Genomic DNA, 22,704 nt, shown 5'->3' with positions numbered 1-22,704 from the left:
TTCTGGAGCTGTTGTTTGTATGAGTGAGATATGCGATATAGAGATGGAGGGGCATCTGATCGACTCGCTTATCCTGACGAAGGCGCTTGACAGGATCATGGACATGGGGGGCGAGTTCGAGATAAAGGAGTTCACTGTGGGCAAGAGAAAGGACGAGCCAAGCCATGTCAGGCTCACGCTTATCGGCAGGGACCAGTCGCATCTCAACCAGATCCTTGAGGCGCTGAATGCGCTTGGTGCGAGGCTCGTGGACTCGGAGGATGTCAGGCTGGAGCCAGCGCCCAGCGACATGGTGGTTCCCAGGGGGTTCTACTCGACCACAAACCATCCCACGTATATCAGGCTCAGAGGAACCTGGATCCCTGTCGAGGGGAGCCGGATGGACTGCCTCATAGTGGTGTCAGGAAGCAGCGCGAGATGCACTCCGATACATCACATAAAAAAGGGGGACATGGTCGTCGTGGGGACCACTGGCGTTAAGGTCGTGCCACCAGAGCGCCCCAGGGAGAAATCATTCTTCGGCTTCATGAGGAATGAGGTCTCATCAGAGCGTCCCAGTGTGGAGATCGTGAGGCAGATCGCAGAGGAGATAGTCTCGACAAAGAGAAAGGGCGGGAGGATCGCTGCGATCTGCGGCCCCGCGGTGGTCCATACCGGCGCCGCGCCTGCGCTTGCCCAGCTCATCAGGGAGGGATACATCGATGTCCTCCTCTCAGGAAATGCGCTCGCTGTTCATGACATAGAGAGACAGCTCTTCGGCACAAGCCTCGGAATGGACATGAAGGGGAACGCGACCTCAGGGGGTCACAGGAACCACCTCTATGCGATAAGCGAGATCATCGCCAGCGGCTCGATAGAGAACGCGATAAAGGAGGGCAAGATCCGGGGGGGCATAATGTACGAGTGCATCAAAAAGGGAATACCCTTCGTGCTTGCCGGATCGATAAGAGATGACGGCCCCCTTCCCGAGGTCATAACAGATACAGTCAGGGCGAAGGATGCGATGGCAGAGGCGTTGAAAGGGGTGGACATGGCTCTGATGATGGCGACGATGCTCCACTCGATCGCGACCGGGAACCTACTTCCCTCCTATGTCAAGACGCTGTGCGTGGATATCAACCCCGCGACCGTCACGAAGCTCATGGACAGGGGCACAGCCCAGGCGATAGGCCTGGTCACGGATGTCGGGACGTTCCTGCCGATGCTTGCCGGGGAGATCAGGAAGGCTGGAGGATATCAGTCCGGCAGTCTGGACTCCTCATGAACAAGAATCCGCTCTTATGTGTTTGGCAACTTGCGGGTCGTGCAATATGGTTGCTGAACGCACTTATTCATTTACCTGGAATGCATAGCAAGCCCAGTGCTTCTATTGGGCAAGTTAACATATGGATAAGAGCGCAAGAATCATGTATGGAATGTGCGAGGATCCTGTATCTCTGGTAAGAGCCGAGCTGCTGCAGAACGCTGACGCCCGGGCGCGGGAGTCTGCTCAGCGCTTCTTCAGGGAGCCTGTGAGGCTTTACGGTGTGAGGACGCCTGTGGTCAGAGAGATCGCCAGGCGTCATTTCAGGAGGCTCCGCCACCTGGGGAAAACCGATATCTTTGAGCTCTGCGAGGACCTTCTGGAGACGGATTACACAGAGGACGCGATCGTGGCATTCGAGTGGGCGTACTCCCTCCGGAGGAGCTACGAGCCCCGGGATTTTCAGGTGTTCGAGCGATGGGTTGCAGCCTACATCAACAACTGGGTCAAGTGCGATACATTCTGCAACCACTCTCTTGGAACATTCGTTGAGATGTATCCCCAGCAGATCGAGAGGTTGAAGAGATGGTCTGGATCAGACAACCGGTGGGTGCGGAGGGCTGCGGCCGCGACCATGATACTCCCAGCGCGCAGAGGGCTGTTCCTGAGCGATGTGCTCGAGATCGCCGATCTGCTGCTTAAAGACACTGATGACATGGTCCAGAAGGGCTGCGGCTGGCTTCTCAAGGAGGCCAGCAGGTGCCACCAGCAGGAGGTCTTCCAGTACATCATATCCCGGAAGGCAGTGATGCCCAGGACCACGCTGCGCTACGCCATCGAGAGGATGCCTCCTGATATGAGAAGAATGGCGATGGAGAGGTAGAACCTGCCCAAAACCGTCACCTGATGGACCCTGGAAGCCGGATATTATGCAGGATCGCTCTGCATTGCCTGTGCAAGGACGACTGTGCGCACCGAGCTGGCATCTTTAGCCCCTGCACATGAATCCGGAGATCACATCCACATCACGCTTGGGAGCAGGCTCATCTGCAGCTCGAGCTCTGCAAGCTGGTGCTGGACATCTCTGTTTTTCAGGATGGACTCCAGATGGTAGAGTCTTGCGACCACATCCAGGATTCTCACCTCGTTCTCTCCGCTCTTCGGCCGGACAGGGGAGTAGTAGATGTAGCCGTGCTCTCTCCCGGCCTCGACGCCGAAGAAATCCCTGTCGGAGAAACCTCTGAACTCCATGATCACAGGCTTGTATATGCCTCTGAGCCTGGGAAGGTAATAGTCCTCCAGGATCTTCTGGACCATCTTGTTCTCGACATCTCTCAGTGATACCCTTATGTATCCCTGTCCGTGGATGTACTTCGAGTAGAAGACGCTGTATCCCACCCTGGAGGTGATATCCACCTGGAGCATGAGGCGCATCTCCATATCGTCCCCCATGGCTCTCAGGCTGTCGTTGAGGAAGTACCGGACCTCGAGCACCATGCCCCTCTCAAAGACGATCACCATTATGCTCTCGTCCTCGGAGGGCGCGAGAACCCGTATGGACTCGGGGCGCCATCCTAATATTCTCTCAACATCATCCCTTGAGGGCTCCACGCGCGAAATCTCCCGGAGCCCGCGGATCAGATCTCCCAGGGTCTCCATCAGGGCAACTCCTAATCGAGTTCATCAGGCAGATCAGACTCTCTGCATGCCTCTGTGATAAAGGTTGTGTATCTGCTGTTGAATGATGTTTGAGAATACGATAGCAGAGGGCAATTCATACAAATTGTAATCGCTCCTTGCCCGGAGAGGCAGCAGTCATGCTATGCGCTCCTGGCGAGCGGATGAGTGCATTCAGCAACCTACCGCATGATCTCCAAGTTGCTGAATACATAAGAGCGTAATTACAAAATCGGTGGCGTTCGACCTTACAATTATTCAGCACAGCAGTATTTGCTGGTCTATTCCCACGCCATCTCCAGCCTCTCGACAGGGTTCTGCACTCATATGCGGGAGCACTCCAATAAATTGAATAATAATGTTAATAACTTTTTTAATTCATCATATTTTTAAAACCAGATATGCGTTTGCTTGGCAGGAAAGTATATATATTACATACTAATAATCATTACTCAATAAGCAAATATGGTGAGTAGCGATGATTTCGAGAAGGGGGGTAAGCTTAGTTCTGCCTCTCTGGCTGGCGATTTTGATCCTGGTTGCATCAGCGGATGCTGCCACTTATACTGTATGCTCATACGGGTGTACCAAGAGCAGCATCCAGGATGCCATCAACAATGCCAGCCCGGGAGACACCATCGTGGTATACTCTGGCACATACAATGAGAACGTGGTGGTGGATAAGGCGTTGAAGCTGGTGGGCATCAACAATCCCACAATCAAAGCGGCCAATCCGTCAGGAAACGCTGTATCAATCACCGGCTCTGGCGTGGTTCTGACCGGCTTCACGATCACTGGCGCATCGACCGGCAACGGCATAGATGTATCAAACACAAGCCCACTTATACTGTACAATAACATAGAGGGCAATGGCGTGGGCCTCAGAAATACCCTGGCGTCAACGATTCTCTCAAGGGCATGTTTCTGGGGTGATGGAGGTTCTGGAAGAGATAAGGGCAAGCCTGTGAGCCCGAACAACGTTGTGATCGGCTCTGTGGATTACGCCCCGTGGCTCACTGCCAGGACCATAAACGGAAAGGCGACAACCGCATCTCCTGTGGTCTTCAACAATCCGGATGCAGGTATCATGGTCGAGCTGAGGGGAATTGTGTACAGCGGGACCATAATGGGCAGCGCAGCATACATGCCTGGAGAGGAGCCGTACGATGCATCAAAACTTCCCGCCATACCGATCAGATACTTTGATGTCATACTGACGGGCAATCCGGGCGGCGAGGCCACCATAACCACGTCCTACGCTGATGCGGATCTCACATACGTTGCCGAGAACTCGCTCAACCTCTATGTCTGGGATGGGAACAACTGGATCCAGGCCAGGGATACTGTTGTGAACGCAGCTGAGAACCGTGTGAGCGGAAAGTTCTCAGCATCTCTGCTCACTGGATCTCCGATTGCTCTTGCAGGCAAGGATTACAGTGTCACAATAGAGCCAGCTTCGAGCCCGGTTCCGTATAACACCAAGCCTGTCCTCACAACGTTCCAGGTGCAGTCGATATGGGATCTGCTCACAGCAGAGTACAAGATCGACGGCGGTAACTGGAATACGATAAGCACGGGCATAAACGCCAAGATCTGGTACTATCCTGGATGGTCGATGACAGATGCTGAATGGGCCGGGCTTGGAGCCGGCAGTCATGTCATAACATTCAAGTTCACAAGAGCAGGTGCGCCGGATATCACAGAGACCTGGCTCTTCGTCAAATCCATGGACTCCAACCTTGTAAGGCTCGTAACCCCGAATGGCGGAGAGGTCCTGAAGAGGCAGATTCCATTCACGATCACCTGGACGATGCCATCATCAGCTTCTGTATCGGGTGTTGTGCTCTCATACTCAACAGACGGAGGAAGGACATTCCCGCACACGATAGCGAGCATAATGGGACCTGCGACGAGTTTCACCTGGCGACCACCGAACATAGCAACAACACAGGCGCGCGTCAAGGTCACGGTGATATATGATACTGGCGCCGAGGCATCTGACACGAGCGACGCGGACTTCACGATACAGAAGGGGTACTCGTTCATGGCATGGAGGCCGGACTTCGGAGGATACTACACATCGTTCAGATCCTGGCTCAAACCGCCATACTCCTTCAGGGCCGGATGGTGAGGATCTGTGGGCAGCCACAGATCCGATCTTTTTTATGGGGCTCATGTGATTGGATAGTCGGAGAGGCAGACTCTGGAGGCTCTTTTGTTTTTTGTATTTAACAACTTGAAGGACATGCCAGTTGATGAACGCACTCATCCGCTCGCCAGGCCATCGACGCAGTCGAAGATAAGTCGAAACGAGCGCATGGCATGACTGCTCTCTGCTGGCAGGTTATCAGATGGATAAGAGCGACTCTGGAACTCGAATCGGCGTCAGACGATACTGCATCTTTCTGCGAGATTGCCGGTTAGCTGAATCCCTGGATGATTTCATTTCAATGTGCAGACCGCCGGATGTATTTGCTCAATATGGTGAGCGTGCTTGAGTTACCGATCAAGTGAAGCTGCTGTGGCAGATTCGTTCATCCAGAGATCCATCGAGATGGCAATTTAGCTCAACGTATTGAGCATGTTCCGCCGGATCGATCACACCAGCCGTATCGTCTCCAGGTTCATCGGAGCGGATGTCGGTATCCTGTACTTCTTGTATATCGAGCTCGCCAGATCCAGGCAGTTGCTCTCGTCGCCATGGTTTGTGATGATCCTGCTGGGTTTCGGATACACCCTTCTCACGTACTCCATGAGCTGGTTCCTGTCCGAGTGGCCTGAGAATCCGTCCACGGTGATGACATCCATGTTCATCTTGACCGTCTGAGTCTTTCCCTCGACGGTGAGCGGTATCTCCTTCCATCCCTTCTGGATTCTTCTACCCAGTGTGCCTTCAGCCTGGTATCCGACTATCACGAGCGTGTTCTTCTCGTCCGGCCCGAGACCCTTGAGGTACTCCATTATCGGCCCGCCGTTCAGCATGCCGCTTGTGGCCAGGATGACCGCGGGCTCCCCGTTTATTATCTCGTCCCTCTGCTTGGAGTTCTCGACCTGGACGAAGCACTCGGCGAGGAACGGGTTTATCCCCTTGTGGAAGATCATGTCTCGAAGCTCGTTGTTCAGGTACTCCGGATAGCTTGTGTGTATCGCGGTGGCCTCGTAGATCATGCCGTCAAGGTAGACGGGGAATTCCTCGATCAGGCCCTTCCTTATGGCCTCCTCGAGCACCACCATCACCTCCTGGCTCCTGCCGACAGCGAACGCCGGTATCACAACCTTCCCTCCCCTCCCTATGGTCTCCCTGACGACTTTGAGGAGGTGGTTCTCAGCGTCCTTTCGCGAGGGCTGAATGCTGTTGGCCCCTCCGTATGTCGCCTCTATCACCAGGGTCTCAAGCCTGGGGAAGCTGTTTACAGCAGGGTCGAAAAGCCGCGTCCTCTCGTACTTGAAGTCGCCTGTGAACGCGACGTTGTACAGACCGTCGCCGATGTGGAAGTGCGCTATCGCAGATCCCAGAATGTGCCCTGCGTTGTGCATCGTGAGCTTTGTGTCAGGAGCGATATCGGTGACATCTCCATAGTTCAGGGTTATCGTGTGCTTCAGGGCCTCTCGTATCATCGCTGATTCATACGGCAGCCTCTTGCCCTCGCGCCCGGCCACCTCGATGTAGTCCAGCTGCAGAAGCACATACAGATCTCTTGTGGGCGGCGTGCAGTAAATTGGCCCCTCGTAGCCGTACTTGTACAGCATCGGGACGAGCCCGGAATGATCGAGGTGTGCATGCGTTAGCACAACAGCATCTATCTGGCTCAGCGGGTAGACCTCGGGAACGTACAGGTATGGAGTCGCGCTGTCATCCGATCCGACGTTTATTCCACAGTCGATGATGATCTTCGACTCCGGGGTCGAGAGAAGCATGCAGCTCCTTCCGACCTCCCTGCATCCGCCTAGCGTCGATATCCTGACCCACTGATCCTTCGAGGCTATATCTCTGTGTATCTTCCTGCCGATGGATCTGAGTATGCTCTTGCGCTCTGTCTGAACAGATCTCAGGTAGTCCTTGATGTTTGCGATGGTCGACGACCTGACCGGCGGAGTCCTCACGACCTTTGGCGTCCAGCCTATCAGCTTGGTTATCTCCCTCAGTGTTGCGCCGTGTCTCCCTATGACCAGCCCGGGTTTCTCCGCCTCTATGATCACCTCACCTGTCTCTCCGTCGAAGTAGTAGTTTGTGAGAGCCGCCTCCTTTGGCACGACCTCCTGTATCCTCTTTATGGCCTCCTCCGGGTCCATCAGGACCTTAAGATCCGGCCTGACCACAACCCTCTTCCGGAGATCCTTGGCCAGGGATCGTATGATCTCACCGTCGTCAGCAAGCCGCCTCGGATCGTCTGTGTATATTACCAGCTCAGGGCCCTCAAACTCCAGACCTGTGACGTTAATATCTGCAGGCAACTTGCTCTGGATCCTGCGCCTGAGCTCTGATAGAACATCCTCAACCGACAAAAGAACACACCCAAAAATAGCTCAGAGAGATCTCACGATCTCCTCCACCTCGGAGGCTGGAACTTCCTCATATCTGTCCTTTGTGATCCTCACGAGAGCTATACCATTGCCCGAGGCCGAGTCGCGCTTCATGGCAGTGTGGACCGCCCTGACACACAGCACCGAGCCCTCCTGCATGCTGAGGCCGGGTCTGTAAAGAGACTCCAGAACGCCGTATGCTACCGGCGAGCCCGAGCCTGTGGAGACGATATCGTGCTCCTCGATCTGTCCCCCAAGCGCATCGAGGGAGAATATCTTCGGCCCCATCTTGTCAACGCCACCGACCACGAGCTGCACCAGAAACGGGAAGTACCGGCGCGCGCTGAGGATGTTCGAGAGGAGAGATGTTATGGCTTTAATGGTGAGCGGCTCACCCCTCTGCATCCTGTAGAGCCTTGCCTCAGCCTGTATCATCCTCACAAGGGCCTGGGCATCGCCAACAACCCCTGCCGTGGTAAGCCCTACGAGGTCGTCGATCTGGTAGATCTTCTTAGCTGTCCTGCTGGCTATAAAGCTGCCCATGGTGGCACGGCTCTCTGAGGCGAGAACCACACCCCCATCACAGACTATGCCAACCGTTGTTGTACCTTTGAACGCCTCGACCATCTGGATACCTCGTACTAAAACTAGAAAACGACAGGTTTTCTTCTATGCCAGTCCATATATAAACTTTCTCATCTGAGTTGGGGAGGACTGCTGTCTTTCGAATCAATGAGCTGGAGACACGGATCATGGAGCCAGACGCATGCGACTCTGGGTTTGGTACTTGCTGGATGCACGATTCTCGAATTTATTCGAGCATGACCGTCACCCGGAAGCAGGAGCCAGAAGCTTAATTTTTCATAATTTTTAAGAAAATTTATCAAATATCTTTTTATAAGAAACTTCTTATCTGGTTTTGGTGATTCGGTTGGCAATAGACACAGGGGATACGGCCTGGATCATGATCTCAGCTGCACTGGTGATGCTCATGACCCCAGGCGTCGGCCTGTTCTACGGCGGGCTGGTCCGCTCCAAGTCTGTGGTCTCGATGATATCTCTGTCGATCCTGGCAATATCTCTGGCGAGCATACAGTGGGTGCTGGTGGGATACAGCATGGCATTTGGCTCAGATGTCATGGGGCTCGTAGGTGGACTGGATTTCATCTTAATGCGCAACGTTGGAATGAGCGAGGCCCCGCTTGCCGGGACGGTTCCGCATCTGGCATACATGATGTTCCAGCTGGTCTTCGCGGCCGTGACTCTCGCCATACTCACATCTGCAGTGGCCGAGCGGATAAAGCTCAGCTCTTTCATAGTGCTGAGCATCCTCTGGACGACACTTGTGTATGATCCGCTGGCGCACTGGGTGTGGGGTGGCGGCTGGCTCGCGAACCTCGGGGCCCTCGACTTTGCGGGTGGAACTGTGGTTCACATAAGCTCGGGCTTCTCCGCGCTTGCGATCGCCCTAGTCATAGGAAAGCGGGCTGGCTTCGATACCTACGTGCTGGAGCCGCACAACATACCCATGGCGATGATAGGCGCTGCCCTCCTGTGGTTCGGATGGTTCGGGTTCAACGCAGGCTCTGCGCTGACCGCTGGAGGTCTTGCTGCCAGCGCATTTGTGGTGACAAACACCTCTGCAGCGGCAGGAGCCCTCGCGTGGCTCCTGGGCAGCTGGGTCAGAGGAAAGCCAAGTGCTCTGGGGATGGTCAGCGGAGCAATAGCAGGGCTGGTGGCGATAACGCCTGCCGCAGGTTACGTCGACACCATCTCAGCGCTGCTGATAGGAGCATTCGCAGGACTTGTCTGCTACTCGGCTCTGCTCTTCCGCGTCAGTATCGGGCTTGACGAGAGCCTGGATGCCTGGGCGGTTCACGGCGTCGGAGGGCTCTGGGGAGCACTGGCGACGGGGATATTCGCAAACCCTGCTGTGAACAGCTACTCAGGACTGATATACGGGAACCCGGAGCAGTTCACGGCCCAGATCGTGGCGGCACTGGCGTCTGTGGCATATGCTTTCGTTGTGTCCTATGTGCTGGCCAGGCTGGTGGATGCCACACTCGGTCTCAGGGTGACAGAGGATGAGGAGTATGTCGGTCTGGACATCGCCGTGCATGGCGAGAAGGCCTACGCGTGAGGTTTCAGCATGATGAAGATAGAGGCGGTGATCAGAGAGGAACGGCTGGGGCATGTGAAGTCGGCCCTCGAGGAGAAGGGCTTCGTGGCCATGACCGTGACAAGGGTGCTGGGGAGAGGCGAGCAGAAGGGGATACGGCTCCAGTACCGCGGCGGAAACATTGAGGTCGACATGCTGCCGAAGCTGAAGATCGAGATGTTTGTCAGAGATGAGGATGTGGAGACGGTGATGAGAACGATATGCGACTCTGCGAGAACAGGAAGGATGGGAGACGGCAGAATCTTCGTCCTGCCCGTCTTGATGTCCGGGAAGGTGAGGACCGGGGAGGTGGAAGGAAAGATTCAATGATCCGCGGGAGAGGCGCTGCCTGTGCAGGCGCCATTTCCCTATCTTTTGCTATCATCCATCGATAACTTTGGGCATTGGTCCTGTATGCGTTCAATGATGGTAAGCGGGTGTTTACCAGCCAGCTTGCCTGACTCCAGTTGCCAAAAAAAAGCAGCGCTCTTATGTATTCAGCAACTTGAAGGAGATGCGGGATGGTCGCTGAATGCACTCATATCCTCGGAAGGAACGCATAGTGTGCTGGTGCCTCTTCGGGCCAAGTTATCAGATGGATAAGAGCGAAAAACAGCATCGTTTCTGGTCATGAGCTTGAACAACTGTAAACCCAGCATGCGGCAGTGGATGCGTGCCAGAAGGATGAAAGCTTACGGCAGCTGTAATTGCACGAACTCCAGGCTGCCAAACACATAAGGGCGTACGGGCACGTAAGCCTGTTTTCCTGCAGGAGGCACACTGTACATCGATCCATATAATCAGTATGCTGGAGCAGCGTGCCCGGATCTCGGGGCTCGGGCTATCCACATCTGGCCACACAGCAAAACTCTCACTTTCGGGGAAACGTGGTCTGGTATCGTCTGTAATACAAATTTATGCAAATAATTTCATATTTCAATAAAATAGATATTTAATTTAAATTATTTATTAAAATTTAAATTAATTGTATCACAGTTTTTAATAATTTTAAATAAATTATGTATCCACTAAAAAGTACAATTTTTAAAAATAAATTATTTTTGTACTAATTTGTTTTAGATTTTATTCGCATTAACTGTGTGTAACAGATGATTGGTGGAGATCCGGGTCGTCGATCATTTGGGAGCACATACCGGGAAGAGAAATCAACCTCAGAGCAGTGGATGTTGGAATCGAATCATCGGATGGTTGTCAGAAAACCAGCATCTTACGGCACTCAACCTCAGAGCAGTGGATGTTGGAATCGAATCATCGGATGGTTGTCAGAAAACCAGCATCTTACGGCACAGTAGATCACAAATGCTGTTGATCACAATGATACGAGTACACGAACAGGCATCCTTCTCATTCATGTATTTGTGGTGTGCTGGGGTTTCTGCTGTGCTGGTATGGCGTAAGTAATCCTTTTAACTGCTGTTCAGGGATATGCGAATGCCGCTGCATGCTTTTATCAAATAAGCTTATTACACAAAGCTGGGATTTCAGGAATCCTCGTCTGGTTCGGTCTGGCACTCCAGAAATACACATGCGCGAGCTGAACCATGTGCGCGACCCAGAAACAGAGAGGCTGCCTGTATTTATTCATATATCATATGGTATCGATCTAGATGTCCTTCCGGGAAACATCAATTTTACAAACCCATTTATTCCACATGATATGTGAATTTGCCCCTCATGGCGCGCATACCCCTCCTTCACTGCACAGAAAACTGCTCTGAAGGGGAATTCAAAAGATCACAGATCCTTGTGCACATAATATCTAAGAATAAAACACTTCTCGTATAGTTTAAGACATAAATTATAAAATAAAATATCATGTCCTGCTCCTTTTCTCGACGAGGCGAAAATTAATTTATACTATTAAGTTCATTATAAAGATAACTTGAAATAAAGCATATATTGTTGCTCAATATGGTAATCGAATATTTTATACTAATTTATTATAAGTTATTGTCAAATTTGATATACTACATATAATAACTTATTTAAAAAATATTATTCATTTATTACACATAATTGTTAAAAAATTATAATTTAATATTTTAACTTCATTAAACTAATATTTTTTTACTTCATATGACAATTTTTATAATATAAAAGTACTTGCATTATTTTAAAAGCAGTATTTTAAGAAGCAGAACATGCATCTCAAAAGTGAGAGCTCATTAAGATAAATTAAATTTTATATCATGAAAATCGCCGGCTGGCAACAAATCGCTTATATCTCATGAGCCGTATCTGGCATTGAGGTGTGAGTCATGGTACGATGGAGCGCTGATCGGGGCTTGCAGGCAAGGATGCTTCTGACGATGTTCCTGCTTGCAGCTGTATACCTGATATTCATCAACGTCATAATGGCCATGGGTGTTGGTATACAGGGAGTCGTCCTGATCATGGGCGTATTTCTCTTCATACAGTACTTCTACTCGGACAAAATAGCCCTGGCCAGTGTCGGCGCGCGGATCGTCTCTGAGAGCGAGGCTCCGGAGCTGCACGAGCTTGTGGGGAGGCTCTGCGCCATAGCAGGTCTCCCAAAGCCAGGGATAGCGATTGTTCGCACAGATGTGCCCAATGCATTTGCCACCGGCCGGAGCCAGTCAAGCTCCGTGGTCGCGGTCACCACCGGTCTTCTCAGAAGACTTGATAAAAGCGAGCTGGAGGCCGTTCTCGCACATGAGCTATCGCACATCAAAAACAGAGATGTGGCCGTGATGACGATCGCGAGCTTCCTATCGACAGTGGCATCTGTTATCGTTCAGAATATCTTCTTCCTGGGCGACAGGCGTGACCGGGAATCGGGCAGCCTCATCGCTGTGTGGATCGTATCGCTGGTGGTGTGGATCGTGAGCTTCATACTCATAAGAGCGCTATCAAGGTACAGGGAGTTCTCTGCTGACAGGGGCTCGGCGATAATTACTGGAAGACCATCAGCGCTCGTATCTGCACTCATGAAGATCAGCGGAACCATGGCCAGGATCCCGAAAGAGGATCTCAGGAGGGTTGAGGGGATGAACGCGTTCTTCATAATCCCCACAGGCGCAATAGCGAACCTTCTGTCAACACATCCGCCCATAGAGGCGAGAATAGCGGCTCTTGAGCGGCTTGAGAGGGAGATCCTCTGATGGGCTTCATCGACTTTATTCTCGGATCCACAAAGCTGCCACAGCCGAAGTCGGAGAGGCTCTTCGCCATAGCCACAGCGAGGGTCACGCTCGAGGCGAAGCTCGGGCTGAAGCCAACGGGAAGCGCGGCGATCTGCATAAAGCCTCTGGAGTCATCGACCTACGAGCGCACGCGCGCCGAGATCGAGGACCTGCTAAGGCTGGGATCAAGAGAGACCGGCACTGCATACCGGATTGAGAATGACAGCTACGGCTACATGTGGGTGGTGCTCACGGATCCCGAGTTCGAGGATCTCGTCTCGGGGGTTCACATGGTTGTCGGAAGCCTCACAGACAGCGGTCTCGGTCAGCAGCTTTTGTGCGCGGTATATCCATTCTCCAATGGCTTCAAGGTTTACTGGATATTCAGCTTCAAGCTGGGCGCATACTACCCGTTCGTCCCATCCAGAGAAAAACCCAGAAGCGAGCGGGACAGCGCGCTGGAGCTCAGGCTGAGGTCTGTGATGGCGGAAGAGCTACCCATCGAAAAGGACGTGGAGCGGTGGTATCCCATATGGGAGATGCCGCTCTAATCCTCTATCAGACCCTGACCCCTGAATATACCCCTCGCCTCCTCGAACGTCAGATCAGGAGGTGGGAGTATCAGATCAGATTCTGTGATCTCAGTCGCGTCCAGTGGTTCGCACCGCTCCCTGATTAGGGAGACCATCCGCAGCAGCTCGTTCCGGAATCCCTCTCTGTCGCCCTTCTCCACAAGCTCCACGATGCGGTTGTCTATGGCGTTCAGATCCTCGAGAATGGTATCAGGCGCCCTGTACTGTCCCTCGCCCAGGATCCTGATGATCATTTCATCTCACCCCTGAGCCTGGCCAGCTCCGCCTCTACAGCGCCTGACGTCCTGACCTTTGAGAGCTCGCGCTCCAGCGCGTCCCCCCCGGTGTAGTCCTCAAGAGCCCCCTTCTCGAGGAGATCGTCAAGCGCCGCAGCGCGGGCCTTCATGCCTTCAGTCTTCTCCTCGGCGCGCTGTATCGCAAGTCCGACGTCTGCGAGCTCCTCGCTTATGCCTGTCACAGACTCGGTCACCTTCACCTGCGCCTCTGCTGCGGAGTACTGCGCCTTTATCGCCTCCTTCCTGGCGCGAAGCGTCTCGATCTTCGTCGAGAGGCGTGTCTCCACACCGATGAGCTTCTGCTCCTCGCGGTCCAGCTCGGCGATCTGCGAATCCAGGATCTCGATCTGGTTCTGCAGGGATACCTTTCTTTCAAGCGCCTGCCTTGCGAGATCCTCTCTCCCGGCGCTCAGGGCTTCGCGCGCCTTCCCTTCGAGCTGCTCCGCGCTCTGCGCAAGCCTGGCGCGCTGGAGCTCCAGGCGCTTCTTCGATGTGGCGACCTCTGCGATGCCCCTCTTGACGTTCTGGAGCAGCTCGAGCTGCTTTTCATAGGAGTAATCCAGCACTTCTCTCGGATCCTCCATCCTGTCCATTATCCTGCTCATCTTCGATTTTACAATCGTTCCCATACGATCCAAAAGACCCATTCAAATCCTCCTCTCAGATCATTCAGTACTTGTATCTCACAGCCCGGGCGCATCCTCGAAGGGAAAACGTTATAAGCTGGACGCTCTATCAGACACCACGTTCGCGGGCTCGTAGCTTAGCCTGGCGGAGCGCACGGCTGATAACCGTGAGGTCACGCGTTCGAATCGCGTCGGGCCCATCTTTTTATCTCTTTGTTATATCGCCCTCTATGATGGTGTTCATCACGTAATCAAACTCTATCCTATCGCACCATCCGGCCTTCTCGAATATCCCCATGAAGCAGACTCCCATGACGCTGCTGTGTGGGATTTTGCCCAGAAGCTGCTTCATATCCTCGATGCAGACGCCGATCTTCGGCATGGCCATTCCGCCGAGGATCACGAGAACATCAGCATCTGGAGAGCACATCTCTCCCAGCTCCATTCCGTACTCGGTGGCGATGATCCTGCGCGTCTTGTCCACGCTCAGCCCCGGCACGAACGCGAGCCTCTTATCCCTCACAGGATACCCCAGGAAGAGCGCAAATGGTGTGCAGAATCCAGGGGAGCCTATGAACGTGATGCTCTCGAACTCCTTCACCATGTCCCTGAAGCCGTTCAGCATTCCACCAAGCCCTTTCACATCCTGTACCTTCTCCATATTCGAGACCTCACGTTAATATGTCATCCAATATTAGTATTATATGTCTTCCCTGCAATGCCGCAGAAACCGCAGCACAACACCACATCCCGCCTCCGCTGCCATCAGGTCATCCGCTGCATGGCAATCGGCTGCGATAAACGATCCTGCACAGGTGCTTGTAGCATCCATGCGACCTGCCGGAGGCTGGCGATTCTGAGACCGCTTTTATTCATCGGATGACCTGTCCGCAGAGAGCAGTCATGCCATGCGCTCCGCTCCTGGCGAGGGAGTGAGTGCCTTCATCAACCTGCCGCATGACCTCCAGGTTGCTGAATACAAAAAAAAGCGTTTGAGACAGATTCTGCCTGCGATCAGCTATCTCCCGTCTCCCACACGTTGTCCTCCCCATCATCCTTCATGCTGATGTCGTTATCGTGAATGTCATTCCTCATGAAGGTGTTCATGCTTCCGGTGCAGTGGATTCCGTACTTGTTGCCCTGTGCGACGTTATCTGTGATCGTGTTGTTGTTCGAGAGCACATTTATGCCAGCGTTGCCGCATCCGCATCTCCCGGAGTTCGTGACCCTGAACCCCCGCAGGGTCACATTGTCTGAGCTTATCGTTATTGCGCTGCCGATTCCCTCCGCATCTATCACAGGCATCCCTCCGCCGGTGTCCACGCCGATAAGCGTCAGGCTCTTCGAGACGTAGACGTGCTCGAAGTATGTACCGCTGTGTACCTCGATGGTGTCCCCGGCGTTGGCAGCATTTATCGCCTCCTGCACGCTAGAGAAATCGCACCCCTCTCCGCATACGGTCACTGCTGCAGCAGGCAGTGAAACTATGATTATGGCACACACAATCATGATGCATAAATGCCTCTTCATCCCATCACATCCTCCCACGTGCACAACAAGCTTTATGTCTTAAAAGCATTTGGAGAAGAGAGCGACTTAGGGGAATTGTATGCGACTTTCGATGGAGTTGGAGCTGCAGGACGTGCCGGGGCAACTGCTCCTAGCACTGCAACCCATAAGGGACGCAAGAGGGAACATAATCAGCGTCGTGCACCACAGGGACAGGAAAACTCCCAGGGGCACAGTGCCTGTGAGGCTCATCGTTGAGATGGACAGGTCGAAGCTGGATGGTGTCAAAAGAGACCTGGAGAAGAGCGGGATTGTCGTTGTGCGCGCGGGGGAGGAGCGCTTCATAGAGGAGGTCTCGGTGATACTTGTTGGCCATGTTCTCGACAGCGATCTCGGTGATACCGTGAGCAGGATCGACTCGACAGGGTATGCAGAGGTCATGGACCTCTCTCTCTCCATGCCGGGCGTTGATGAGCCATCATCTGCGTACATGAAGATCAGAGCCACAGGGAAGGAGGAGATGCAGAGGGCTCTGAAGATTCTGCGTGAGGTTGGAGCTCAGAAGAAGCTGCTCGTGATAGAGCCCGTGGAGGACGATCTATGAGAGAGGTCAGGATCTCGCTGGTCGGCTACGGGGTTGTGGGGCACGGAGTTGTCGATGTTATCAGCAGGAAGCGCAAGATGCTCAGAGAGCTGGGACTCGATCTCAAGCTCGTAAGCATCACGGATCATACAGGCACGCTGGTTGAGGAGGATGGGATATCAGGGGAGAAGGTTCTGGGCCATCGGACCCTTCAGGAGATTGCGAACTCGGAGATGAGCGCCAAGGAGACCATAAGATCCGTGAACTCAGAGCTGGTGGTGGAGGTCACGCCGACAAACATAGTCCACGGCCAGCCCGGCCTGGGCCACATGGAGGAGGCTCTCGCCAGCGGAAAGCATGTGGTCACCTCAAACAAAGGGCCTCTTGTCGTTGCATACAACAGGCTGAAGCGTCTGGCTGATGATAACGGGGTGATGCTGAAGTTTGAGGCGACAGTCGGCGGAACGATGCCCCTGATAAATCTCATAGAGAGAACGCTCGTCGGGAACACCATCCTCGGGATACGCGGCATATTCAACGGCACATGCAACTACATCCTCACAAGGATGGCCGATGAGCAGTATCCGTTCAGCCGGGCCCTGGCTGAGGCGCAGGAGCTGGGATATGCTGAGGCAGACCCTACATACGATATAGAGGGCGTCGATACTGCTGCAAAGATCGTCATACTGGCGAACGCGATATTCAACATGAACGTGAAGTACAACGATGTCCAGGTGAGGGGCATAACAGAGATCACACCTGAGGCACTGGCGCTTGCAAAGAAGCACGGGTATGTCATAAAGCTGATCGGCGAGGTGCCGGCGCTGACTGTGAGGCCGATGCTGGTGCCCATAAGAAGCCCGCTCGCTGTCGGCTCCACTCTGAACGCAGCTGCGATCTACACAGACCTCTCAGGGACGATAACGGTCACGGGTCTCGGGGCTGGGGGCGTGGAGACAGCAGCCGCGATACTGAGCGATATAGTGAGCATATACAGGACAAAGCGGGTGGATGCGATATTCTGATGACAGGCTTCGCGAGATTCGCAGAGCTCTGCGAGCGGATATCACAGACATCAGGCTCCCTGGAGAAGACGGACATACTGGCATCATTTCTCTCAGCTCTGGAACCTGATGATCTCAGAATCGTCGCAGGCTTCGTCATGGGTGTTGTCATACCTGGCACGGAGCTAGGCGTCGGCCCGAGCCTGCTCTACGAGTCCATAAGCAAGGCCACTGGTCTGAGCCCTGAAGCGATAAAAGAGCTTCTCCGGGCCACCGGAGATCCCGGGCTCGTCGCGTACAGGGCTGTTGAGAGGAGAAAACCGCTCACGCTTGCAGCCTTCTCCGGAAGCGATGGTCTGGATATAAAGGATGTCTATCAGAGGTTCCTCTCGATAGCAAAGGCCTCTGGCAGGGGCAGCCAGGATATCAGGGTGAAGAACCTTCAGTACCTCTTCAGCGAGGCCTCGCCGCTGGAGGCGAAGTACATAGCCAGGCTCGCGATGGAGGACATGAGGATTGGCGTCGGCGAGGGTCTGGTGAGGGACGCGATAGCAAAGGCATTCGGAGCGTCAAAAGAGGATGTCGAGAGGGCGTACAACCTGACGAATGATCTCGGGCTGGTCGCAGAGTACACGAAGCTCAAAAGGCTGAACGAGCTTGGCATAAGCATAAACCGCCCGATCAAGATGATGCTCGCGCAGATCGGTGAGAGCATTGAGGCGTCGCTTGCAGAGGGCGCGACAGCGGTGGAGTGGAAGTTCGATGGCGCCAGGGTCCAGATCCACAAGGATGGTAAAAATGTCAGGATATTCTCCCGCAGGCTGGAGGATGTCACATCGTCCCTGCCTGAGATACGGGAGATCGTGATAGCGCATGTCAGGGCTGAAACAGCAATCCTTGATGGGGAGGCTGTTGCAACAGGCGAGGACGGGAGGCCGCTTCCGTTCCAGGAGATACTGAGGAGGTTCCGCAGGAAGTACGGAGTCGCGAGGACTGCGAAGACGATACCCCTGAACCTGCACCTCTTCGACATAATATACATGGACGGGGCGAGCCTTCTTGATGAACCTCTTGAGGAGAGGCGGAGGGTCCTCGTCAGCGTGGCGGATCCTGAGATCATAGCTGAGCAGGTCGTGACGAGCGATGTCCAGAGGGTGGAGGAGATCTACAGAGAGGCGCTTGCAGCCGGGCATGAGGGCGTGATGCTCAAGAATCCAGCATCTGTGTACTCTCCGGGCAAGAGGGGCAAGAACTGGCTCAAGATCAAGCCGCTTCTCGAGTCCCTTGATCTCGTGGTTATCGGGGCGAGATGGGGAGAGGGAAAGAGGGCGAACCTTCTCGGCTCTTACAGGCTCGCCTGCGTCGACTCTGATACCGGGGAGCTGAAGGACGTCGGCTGGGTCGCAACAGGGATCACCGATGAGATGCTCGCGGAGCTCACCGATCTCTTCAGGGACCTGATCGTCAAGGAGGAGGGGATGGAGGTGGAGGTCCATCCGCAGATCGTCTTCGAGGTCGGCTATGAGGAGATCCAGAGGAGCCCCAATTACTCATCTGGCTACGCCCTGCGTTTTCCGAGGCTGATAGCCGTGAGGGATGATAAATCGCCATCTGAGGCCGATACGCTGGAGAGGATCAGCGAGATATACCGGCTTCAGAGGGGCAGATCTAGGAGATAAGGAGCTTTTAAAATGATCGTGAAGAAACTTAATGAGCTGAGTTCAGAGGACCTGAAGGTTCTACTTTCTAGAGAGATCGGAATACAGGATGTCCTGCAGAGGGTCAACGATATAGTGATGGATGTAGCAGAGAACGGCGATGAAGCCCTGAGGAAGTACACGGAGCGGTTCGATGGAGTGCGCCTCGAGAGTTTCAGGGTTTCAGAGGATGAGATCGAGGAAGCGTACGATGCTTTGGATGAGGGCATTCTCAGCGCTCTTGAGCTCGCGGCCCAGAACATCTACGCATTCCACGATGAGGAGCGGACAAAGGATCTCTGGCTCTACCAGGTCGCGCCAGGCGTCGTCGCAGGGCAGAAGGTCGTGCCGCTGGAGAGCGTCGGCGCCTATGTCCCTGGAGGAAGGGCAGCGTATCCCAGCTCTGCGCTGATGTGTGTCATTCCAGCAAAGGTCGCGGGCGTTGAGAGGGTGGTCGTATGTACACCTCCGGATGGTTCTGGCAGAATCGCACCGCTAACGCTTGCTGCCGCGGATATCGCCGGAGCGGATGAGATCTACAAGCTTGGTGGGGCTCAGGCGATAGCTGCCATGGCTCTCGGCACGGAGAGCATCGAGCGGGTTGAGAAGATAGTCGGGCCCGGGAATGTGTACGTCACCGCAGCGAAAATGCTCGTCAGGGGTAGCGTCGAGATAGATTTTCCAGCTGGCCCTTCAGAGGTTTTGATCGTAGCGGATTCATCCGCTGATCCTGAGTTCATAGCATCAGATATGATCGCTCAGGCGGAGCACGACCCATCATCCATAGCTGTCGTGGTCACAACCAGCGAGCCACTGATGAGGGCGGTTGAGACAGAGCTCTCATCCCAGGCAGAAAAGACAGAGCGGAGGGATATAGTCCAGGCGAGCCTGGAGCGATGCGCTCTCCTGCTTGCCGAGAGCCTGGATGATGCCATGGCGTTCTCGAATGCATTCGCTCCGGAGCATCTGGAGCTGATGGTCAGGGATCCGATGGATGCTCTGAACATGGTCAGAAACGCGGGATCTGTTTTTCTCGGGCACTACACGCCGGTCGCCGCCGGCGATTACGCAACAGGGACGAACCATGTGCTTCCCACAGCAGGTTATGCAAAGATCTTCTCCGGCCTGAACATAGATGCGTTCACAAAGAAGATATCAGTACAGAGCATGACCGGTGAGGGCCTCGAATCGCTCGCAGATGTCATAATAAAGATGGCAGAGTCTGAGGGGCTGAGGGCGCACGCGGAATCCGTGCGCATCCGGATGAGGAGATGAGGGGCACCGGATTACGACAGCTCGCAGAACCGGTCTCCTCATGGAGTGTCAGTGCGTCCCGCCGTCCCCCTCGAGCGGGCCAGCATCCTCGAATCCCTGCCTCTGGCCTGTGCCCGCCATCCTGGTCAGCTCCTCCGGCCTGAAGAGAAGCCTGATCGCGTTCAGTGCGTGCTCTGCCGCCCTTTTCTCTGCGAGCCGGGCCAGAGCACGCTCGTCCGCGGCCTCGTCCTCGTGGACGAAGACCTCTATGATGTGCCTGTTCGTCATGAGCTGGGCCATTATAAGGCCCGTGGATGCCTCATGGGCGCAGACCTTGTCGATGGGCGCGGCGCCCGGCATCCCCAGAGCGATGACGATATCGCACTTATGCTCCTCGATGAGCCGCTTCGCAGCCACGGGGAGATCCTTCACACCCGGAACGGTGTACCTGACTATCTCCACGGACGCATGCTTCTTTATCTCGCGAATCGCGGCCCTGGCCATGTCGTACCTGGCAAATGTGGTATCCGCTATACCTATGCGTTTCATGCTGTGAGCTCCCATAAAGTGTGCTGCAGGCCCACACAGCCAGCGCAATACCCGGGCATGAGGGCAGCGCCAGCCAGTGCTCTTGTGATAGCAGTGCAGGTAACTGGCGGTACTGTATTTATAGGCATACATCGATATCCTCGCGGGACGGCAAAACCATGACGCACAAAACGCATACTGGAGACGCATTCTCATGAGCCTCTCAGCGGTTGGAGCTAAACTGAAGTCGCTCTGCGACTCGATGTCTGCGAACGTCGCATCCGCAGTGAGCAGCATCGCCGGTACATCGGGCGCTGGCGCCCACATAAAGATCGGAGCTGATGGAACTCCCACAAAGGCGATAGATCAGATCGCGGAGGAGGCGGCGCTCGCCCCGCTCAGGGATTGCGGCAGCGGATTCAGGGTTCTGAGCGAGGAGATGGGGGAGAGTGTGATCGGAGAGGATCCAGCTTACTTCATCCATCTCGACCCGCTTGACGGCACATTCAACGCGATACACGGGATCCCATTTTATGCGATTTCCATCTTCATAAGCGATGGCACAACTCATCTGGCGTACGTGCGCGACCTTGTAAGGGGAACGAGGTACTATGCGGAGCCGGGGGGCGGGGCTTACCGTGAGGAATCATCTGTGGAACCGATAAAGGTCTCAGGAACCGCACGCCTCGGGGACTTCAGCATCTCCGCTTACACAATGCGACCGAGGACATCGAGAATCGTGGGCGTTGGAGATGTTGTGAGGAGGATGAGAAACCTTGGGGCGGCTTCGCTTGAGCTCTGTTACGTCGCAGACGGGAGACTGGACGCCTTCATAGACCTCCGCGGCTCTCTCAGGGTGGTCGATGTGATCGCTGGGATTCTCATGGTGGAGGAGGCTGGAGGCACGGTCACAGATTCTCGCGGAGGGAAGCTTCACCTCAGCAGGAACATGTGGGAGAGGACGGACCTGATAGCTTCAAATGGTCTCATGCACAGAGAAATACTGGAGCTGATAGAGGGTGGTACCCATTAGAATAGGCTTTGTCTCACGAAACGATGCAGACTCGATAAAACTTGCAGGATCCCTCATAGATCATTTCAGGGACAGGGCTGAGATTTTTGTCGATCCGGAGCTCGCGGAGCATCTTGGGTTGAAGGGCACACCGGTAGGGGAGATGGATGTTGACTTCATAGTTTCGATAGGTGGAGACGGTACCATCCTCAGGACGATACACAAGATGGAGGATCCCAGGCCGATTCTTGGCATAAACATGGGCACAGTGGGGTTCCTTGTCGATGTGGAGCCGAAGGATGCGGTCAGGACCATCGAGCATCTGCTTCTCGGTTTTGAGGTTGATGAGAGGACCAGGATAGAGACCCTGCTGCGTGGGGAGAGGCTCCCGCCCGCGACGAATGAGGTCGCGCTCATAACCTCCAGTCCCGCCAAGATGCTCGATTTCGATATAAAGGTCAACGGATCGCCACTGGAGCGGCTTCGCGCAGACGGCATGATATTCGCGACATCCACAGGATCCACAGCATATGCGATGTCCGCCGGCGGGCCCATAGTGGACCCGCACCTGGATGCGATAGTCCTGGTGCCTGTGGCACCGTTCAAGCTCTCAGCCCGGCCCTGGGTGATCCGCGGGGACAGTCTGATAGAGGTCGATCTGAAGCTCCCGGGAAAGGAGGCGCTGGTCGTCGTCGACGGCCAGACGATGGCGACAGTGACGCATGGCGATGAGATAATCATGCGAAGAGCTGAGAGGCCGGCGCGGTTCGTGAAGGCCAGCAGGGATGGGTTCTACGAGAAGGTCAAGGCCAAGCTCGTCTGATCGTGAGGAGATTCGCGGAGCGCCCGGGATGTGA

Annotated in this window: 21 protein-coding genes and 1 tRNA gene; 14 read left to right on the top strand and 8 right to left on the bottom strand. The window is 54.4% G+C overall.

The genetic code is table 11. The features are described from left to right. The first annotated feature begins 19 nt into the window (after positions 1-19). The gene (locus tag QHG98_07720; GenBank protein MDH7597604.1) at positions 20-1,264 is read left to right on the top strand and encodes a TIGR00300 family protein; all 1,245 of its coding nucleotides are present in this window, start codon (positions 20-22) and stop codon (positions 1,262-1,264) included. Between the two features lie 151 nt (positions 1,265-1,415). Further along, positions 1,416-2,126 carry a DNA alkylation repair protein gene (locus QHG98_07715; GenBank protein ID MDH7597603.1) on the top strand — a complete coding sequence of 237 codons (711 nt, stop codon included), beginning with the start codon at positions 1,416-1,418 and terminating at the stop codon, positions 2,124-2,126. Between the two features lie 131 nt (positions 2,127-2,257). On the opposite strand, the gene QHG98_07710 is transcribed toward QHG98_07715, so the two are convergent. After that, positions 2,258-2,902, bottom strand: coding sequence for a hypothetical protein (locus QHG98_07710; protein ID MDH7597602.1), 645 nt, complete (start codon positions 2,900-2,902; stop codon positions 2,258-2,260). A gap of 496 nt (positions 2,903-3,398) precedes the next feature. Between QHG98_07710 and QHG98_07705 the strand changes: the two genes are divergently transcribed. Continuing rightward, positions 3,399-5,051, top strand: coding sequence for a hypothetical protein (locus QHG98_07705; protein MDH7597601.1), 1,653 nt, complete (start codon positions 3,399-3,401; stop codon positions 5,049-5,051). Positions 5,052-5,518: 467 nt separating this feature from the next. Here QHG98_07705 and QHG98_07700 read toward each other — a convergent pair whose 3' ends face one another. Both QHG98_07700 and psmB read right to left on the bottom strand, forming a co-directional pair. Then, positions 5,519-7,426 carry a beta-CASP ribonuclease aCPSF1 gene (locus QHG98_07700; GenBank protein MDH7597600.1) on the bottom strand — a complete coding sequence of 636 codons (1,908 nt, stop codon included), beginning with the start codon at positions 7,424-7,426 and terminating at the stop codon, positions 5,519-5,521. Positions 7,427-7,447: 21 nt separating this feature from the next. Beyond that, positions 7,448-8,071 carry an archaeal proteasome endopeptidase complex subunit beta gene (psmB, locus tag QHG98_07695; GenBank protein ID MDH7597599.1) on the bottom strand — a complete coding sequence of 208 codons (624 nt, stop codon included), beginning with the start codon at positions 8,069-8,071 and terminating at the stop codon, positions 7,448-7,450. Positions 8,072-8,366: 295 nt separating this feature from the next. Between psmB and QHG98_07690 the strand changes: the two genes are divergently transcribed. The 4 genes from QHG98_07690 to QHG98_07675 all read left to right on the top strand — a co-directional run bounded on the left by QHG98_07690 (position 8,367) and on the right by QHG98_07675 (position 13,317). Further along, positions 8,367-9,584 (top strand): ammonium transporter, encoded by a 1,218-nt coding sequence (locus tag QHG98_07690; protein ID MDH7597598.1) that lies wholly within the window; start codon positions 8,367-8,369, stop codon positions 9,582-9,584. Between the two features lie 9 nt (positions 9,585-9,593). Further along, positions 9,594-9,932 (top strand): P-II family nitrogen regulator, encoded by a 339-nt coding sequence (locus QHG98_07685; GenBank protein MDH7597597.1) that lies wholly within the window; start codon positions 9,594-9,596, stop codon positions 9,930-9,932. Positions 9,933-11,881: 1,949 nt separating this feature from the next. Beyond that, complete coding sequence (htpX, locus tag QHG98_07680) at positions 11,882-12,745, top strand: zinc metalloprotease HtpX (protein MDH7597596.1); 864 nt, start codon at positions 11,882-11,884, stop codon at positions 12,743-12,745. Then, positions 12,745-13,317: a hypothetical protein gene (locus QHG98_07675; protein MDH7597595.1), complete on the top strand. Its 573-nt coding sequence runs from the start codon at positions 12,745-12,747 to the stop codon at positions 13,315-13,317. The genes htpX and QHG98_07675 overlap by 1 nt, the downstream gene beginning before the upstream one ends. Here the strand turns inward: QHG98_07675 and QHG98_07670 are convergent. Then, complete coding sequence (locus tag QHG98_07670) at positions 13,314-13,592, bottom strand: hypothetical protein (protein MDH7597594.1); 279 nt, start codon at positions 13,590-13,592, stop codon at positions 13,314-13,316. The two genes, QHG98_07675 and QHG98_07670, sit on opposite strands and share 4 nt — an antisense overlap. Beyond that, a complete protein-coding gene (locus QHG98_07665) occupies positions 13,589-14,281 on the bottom strand; it encodes a PspA/IM30 family protein (GenBank protein ID MDH7597593.1) in 693 nt (230 codons plus the stop codon). The genes QHG98_07670 and QHG98_07665 overlap by 4 nt, the downstream gene beginning before the upstream one ends. 105 nt (positions 14,282-14,386) lie before the next feature. On the opposite strand from QHG98_07665, the gene QHG98_07660 reads away from it, so the two are divergent. Further along, a tRNA-Ile gene (locus tag QHG98_07660) sits at positions 14,387-14,460 on the top strand. 5 nt (positions 14,461-14,465) lie between these two features. On the opposite strand, the gene QHG98_07655 is transcribed toward QHG98_07660, so the two are convergent. Both QHG98_07655 and QHG98_07650 read right to left on the bottom strand, forming a co-directional pair. Further along, complete coding sequence (locus QHG98_07655) at positions 14,466-14,921, bottom strand: DUF2124 domain-containing protein (GenBank protein ID MDH7597592.1); 456 nt, start codon at positions 14,919-14,921, stop codon at positions 14,466-14,468. A gap of 353 nt (positions 14,922-15,274) precedes the next feature. Continuing rightward, positions 15,275-15,790 carry a NosD domain-containing protein gene (locus tag QHG98_07650; protein ID MDH7597591.1) on the bottom strand — a complete coding sequence of 172 codons (516 nt, stop codon included), beginning with the start codon at positions 15,788-15,790 and terminating at the stop codon, positions 15,275-15,277. A 91-nt stretch (positions 15,791-15,881) separates the two neighbouring features. On the opposite strand from QHG98_07650, the gene QHG98_07645 reads away from it, so the two are divergent. The 4 genes from QHG98_07645 to hisD are packed head-to-tail and all read left to right on the top strand — an operon-like array spanning position 15,882 to position 20,328. Beyond that, entirely contained in the window at positions 15,882-16,373 is a 492-nt protein-coding gene (locus QHG98_07645) for an amino acid-binding protein (GenBank protein ID MDH7597590.1), read from the top strand. Then, positions 16,370-17,377 carry a homoserine dehydrogenase gene (locus QHG98_07640; protein MDH7597589.1) on the top strand — a complete coding sequence of 336 codons (1,008 nt, stop codon included), beginning with the start codon at positions 16,370-16,372 and terminating at the stop codon, positions 17,375-17,377. Before QHG98_07645 ends, QHG98_07640 begins: the two co-directional genes overlap by 4 nt. Next, entirely contained in the window at positions 17,377-19,035 is a 1,659-nt protein-coding gene (locus tag QHG98_07635) for an ATP-dependent DNA ligase (GenBank protein ID MDH7597588.1), read from the top strand. The genes QHG98_07640 and QHG98_07635 overlap by 1 nt, the downstream gene beginning before the upstream one ends. Before the next feature lie 12 nt (positions 19,036-19,047). After that, positions 19,048-20,328, top strand: coding sequence for a histidinol dehydrogenase (hisD, locus tag QHG98_07630; protein ID MDH7597587.1), 1,281 nt, complete (start codon positions 19,048-19,050; stop codon positions 20,326-20,328). A gap of 48 nt (positions 20,329-20,376) precedes the next feature. On the opposite strand, the gene ribC is transcribed toward hisD, so the two are convergent. Next, positions 20,377-20,856, bottom strand: coding sequence for a riboflavin synthase (ribC, locus tag QHG98_07625; protein ID MDH7597586.1), 480 nt, complete (start codon positions 20,854-20,856; stop codon positions 20,377-20,379). 193 nt (positions 20,857-21,049) lie between these two features. Between ribC and QHG98_07620 the strand changes: the two genes are divergently transcribed. Continuing rightward, the gene (locus QHG98_07620) at positions 21,050-21,868 is read left to right on the top strand and encodes a bifunctional fructose-bisphosphatase/inositol-phosphate phosphatase (protein ID MDH7597585.1); all 819 of its coding nucleotides are present in this window, start codon (positions 21,050-21,052) and stop codon (positions 21,866-21,868) included. Further along, positions 21,855-22,670, top strand: a complete 816-nt coding sequence (locus QHG98_07615) for an NAD(+)/NADH kinase (GenBank protein ID MDH7597584.1) — start codon at positions 21,855-21,857, stop codon at positions 22,668-22,670. Before QHG98_07620 ends, QHG98_07615 begins: the two co-directional genes overlap by 14 nt. Positions 22,671-22,704 lie beyond the last annotated feature (34 nt).

The sequence above is a fragment of the Methanothrix sp. genome (assembly GCA_029907715.1).
Classification (GTDB): Archaea; Halobacteriota; Methanosarcinia; order Methanotrichales; family Methanotrichaceae; genus Methanothrix_B.
This window is presented reverse-complemented; position numbering and strand designations above follow the sequence as displayed.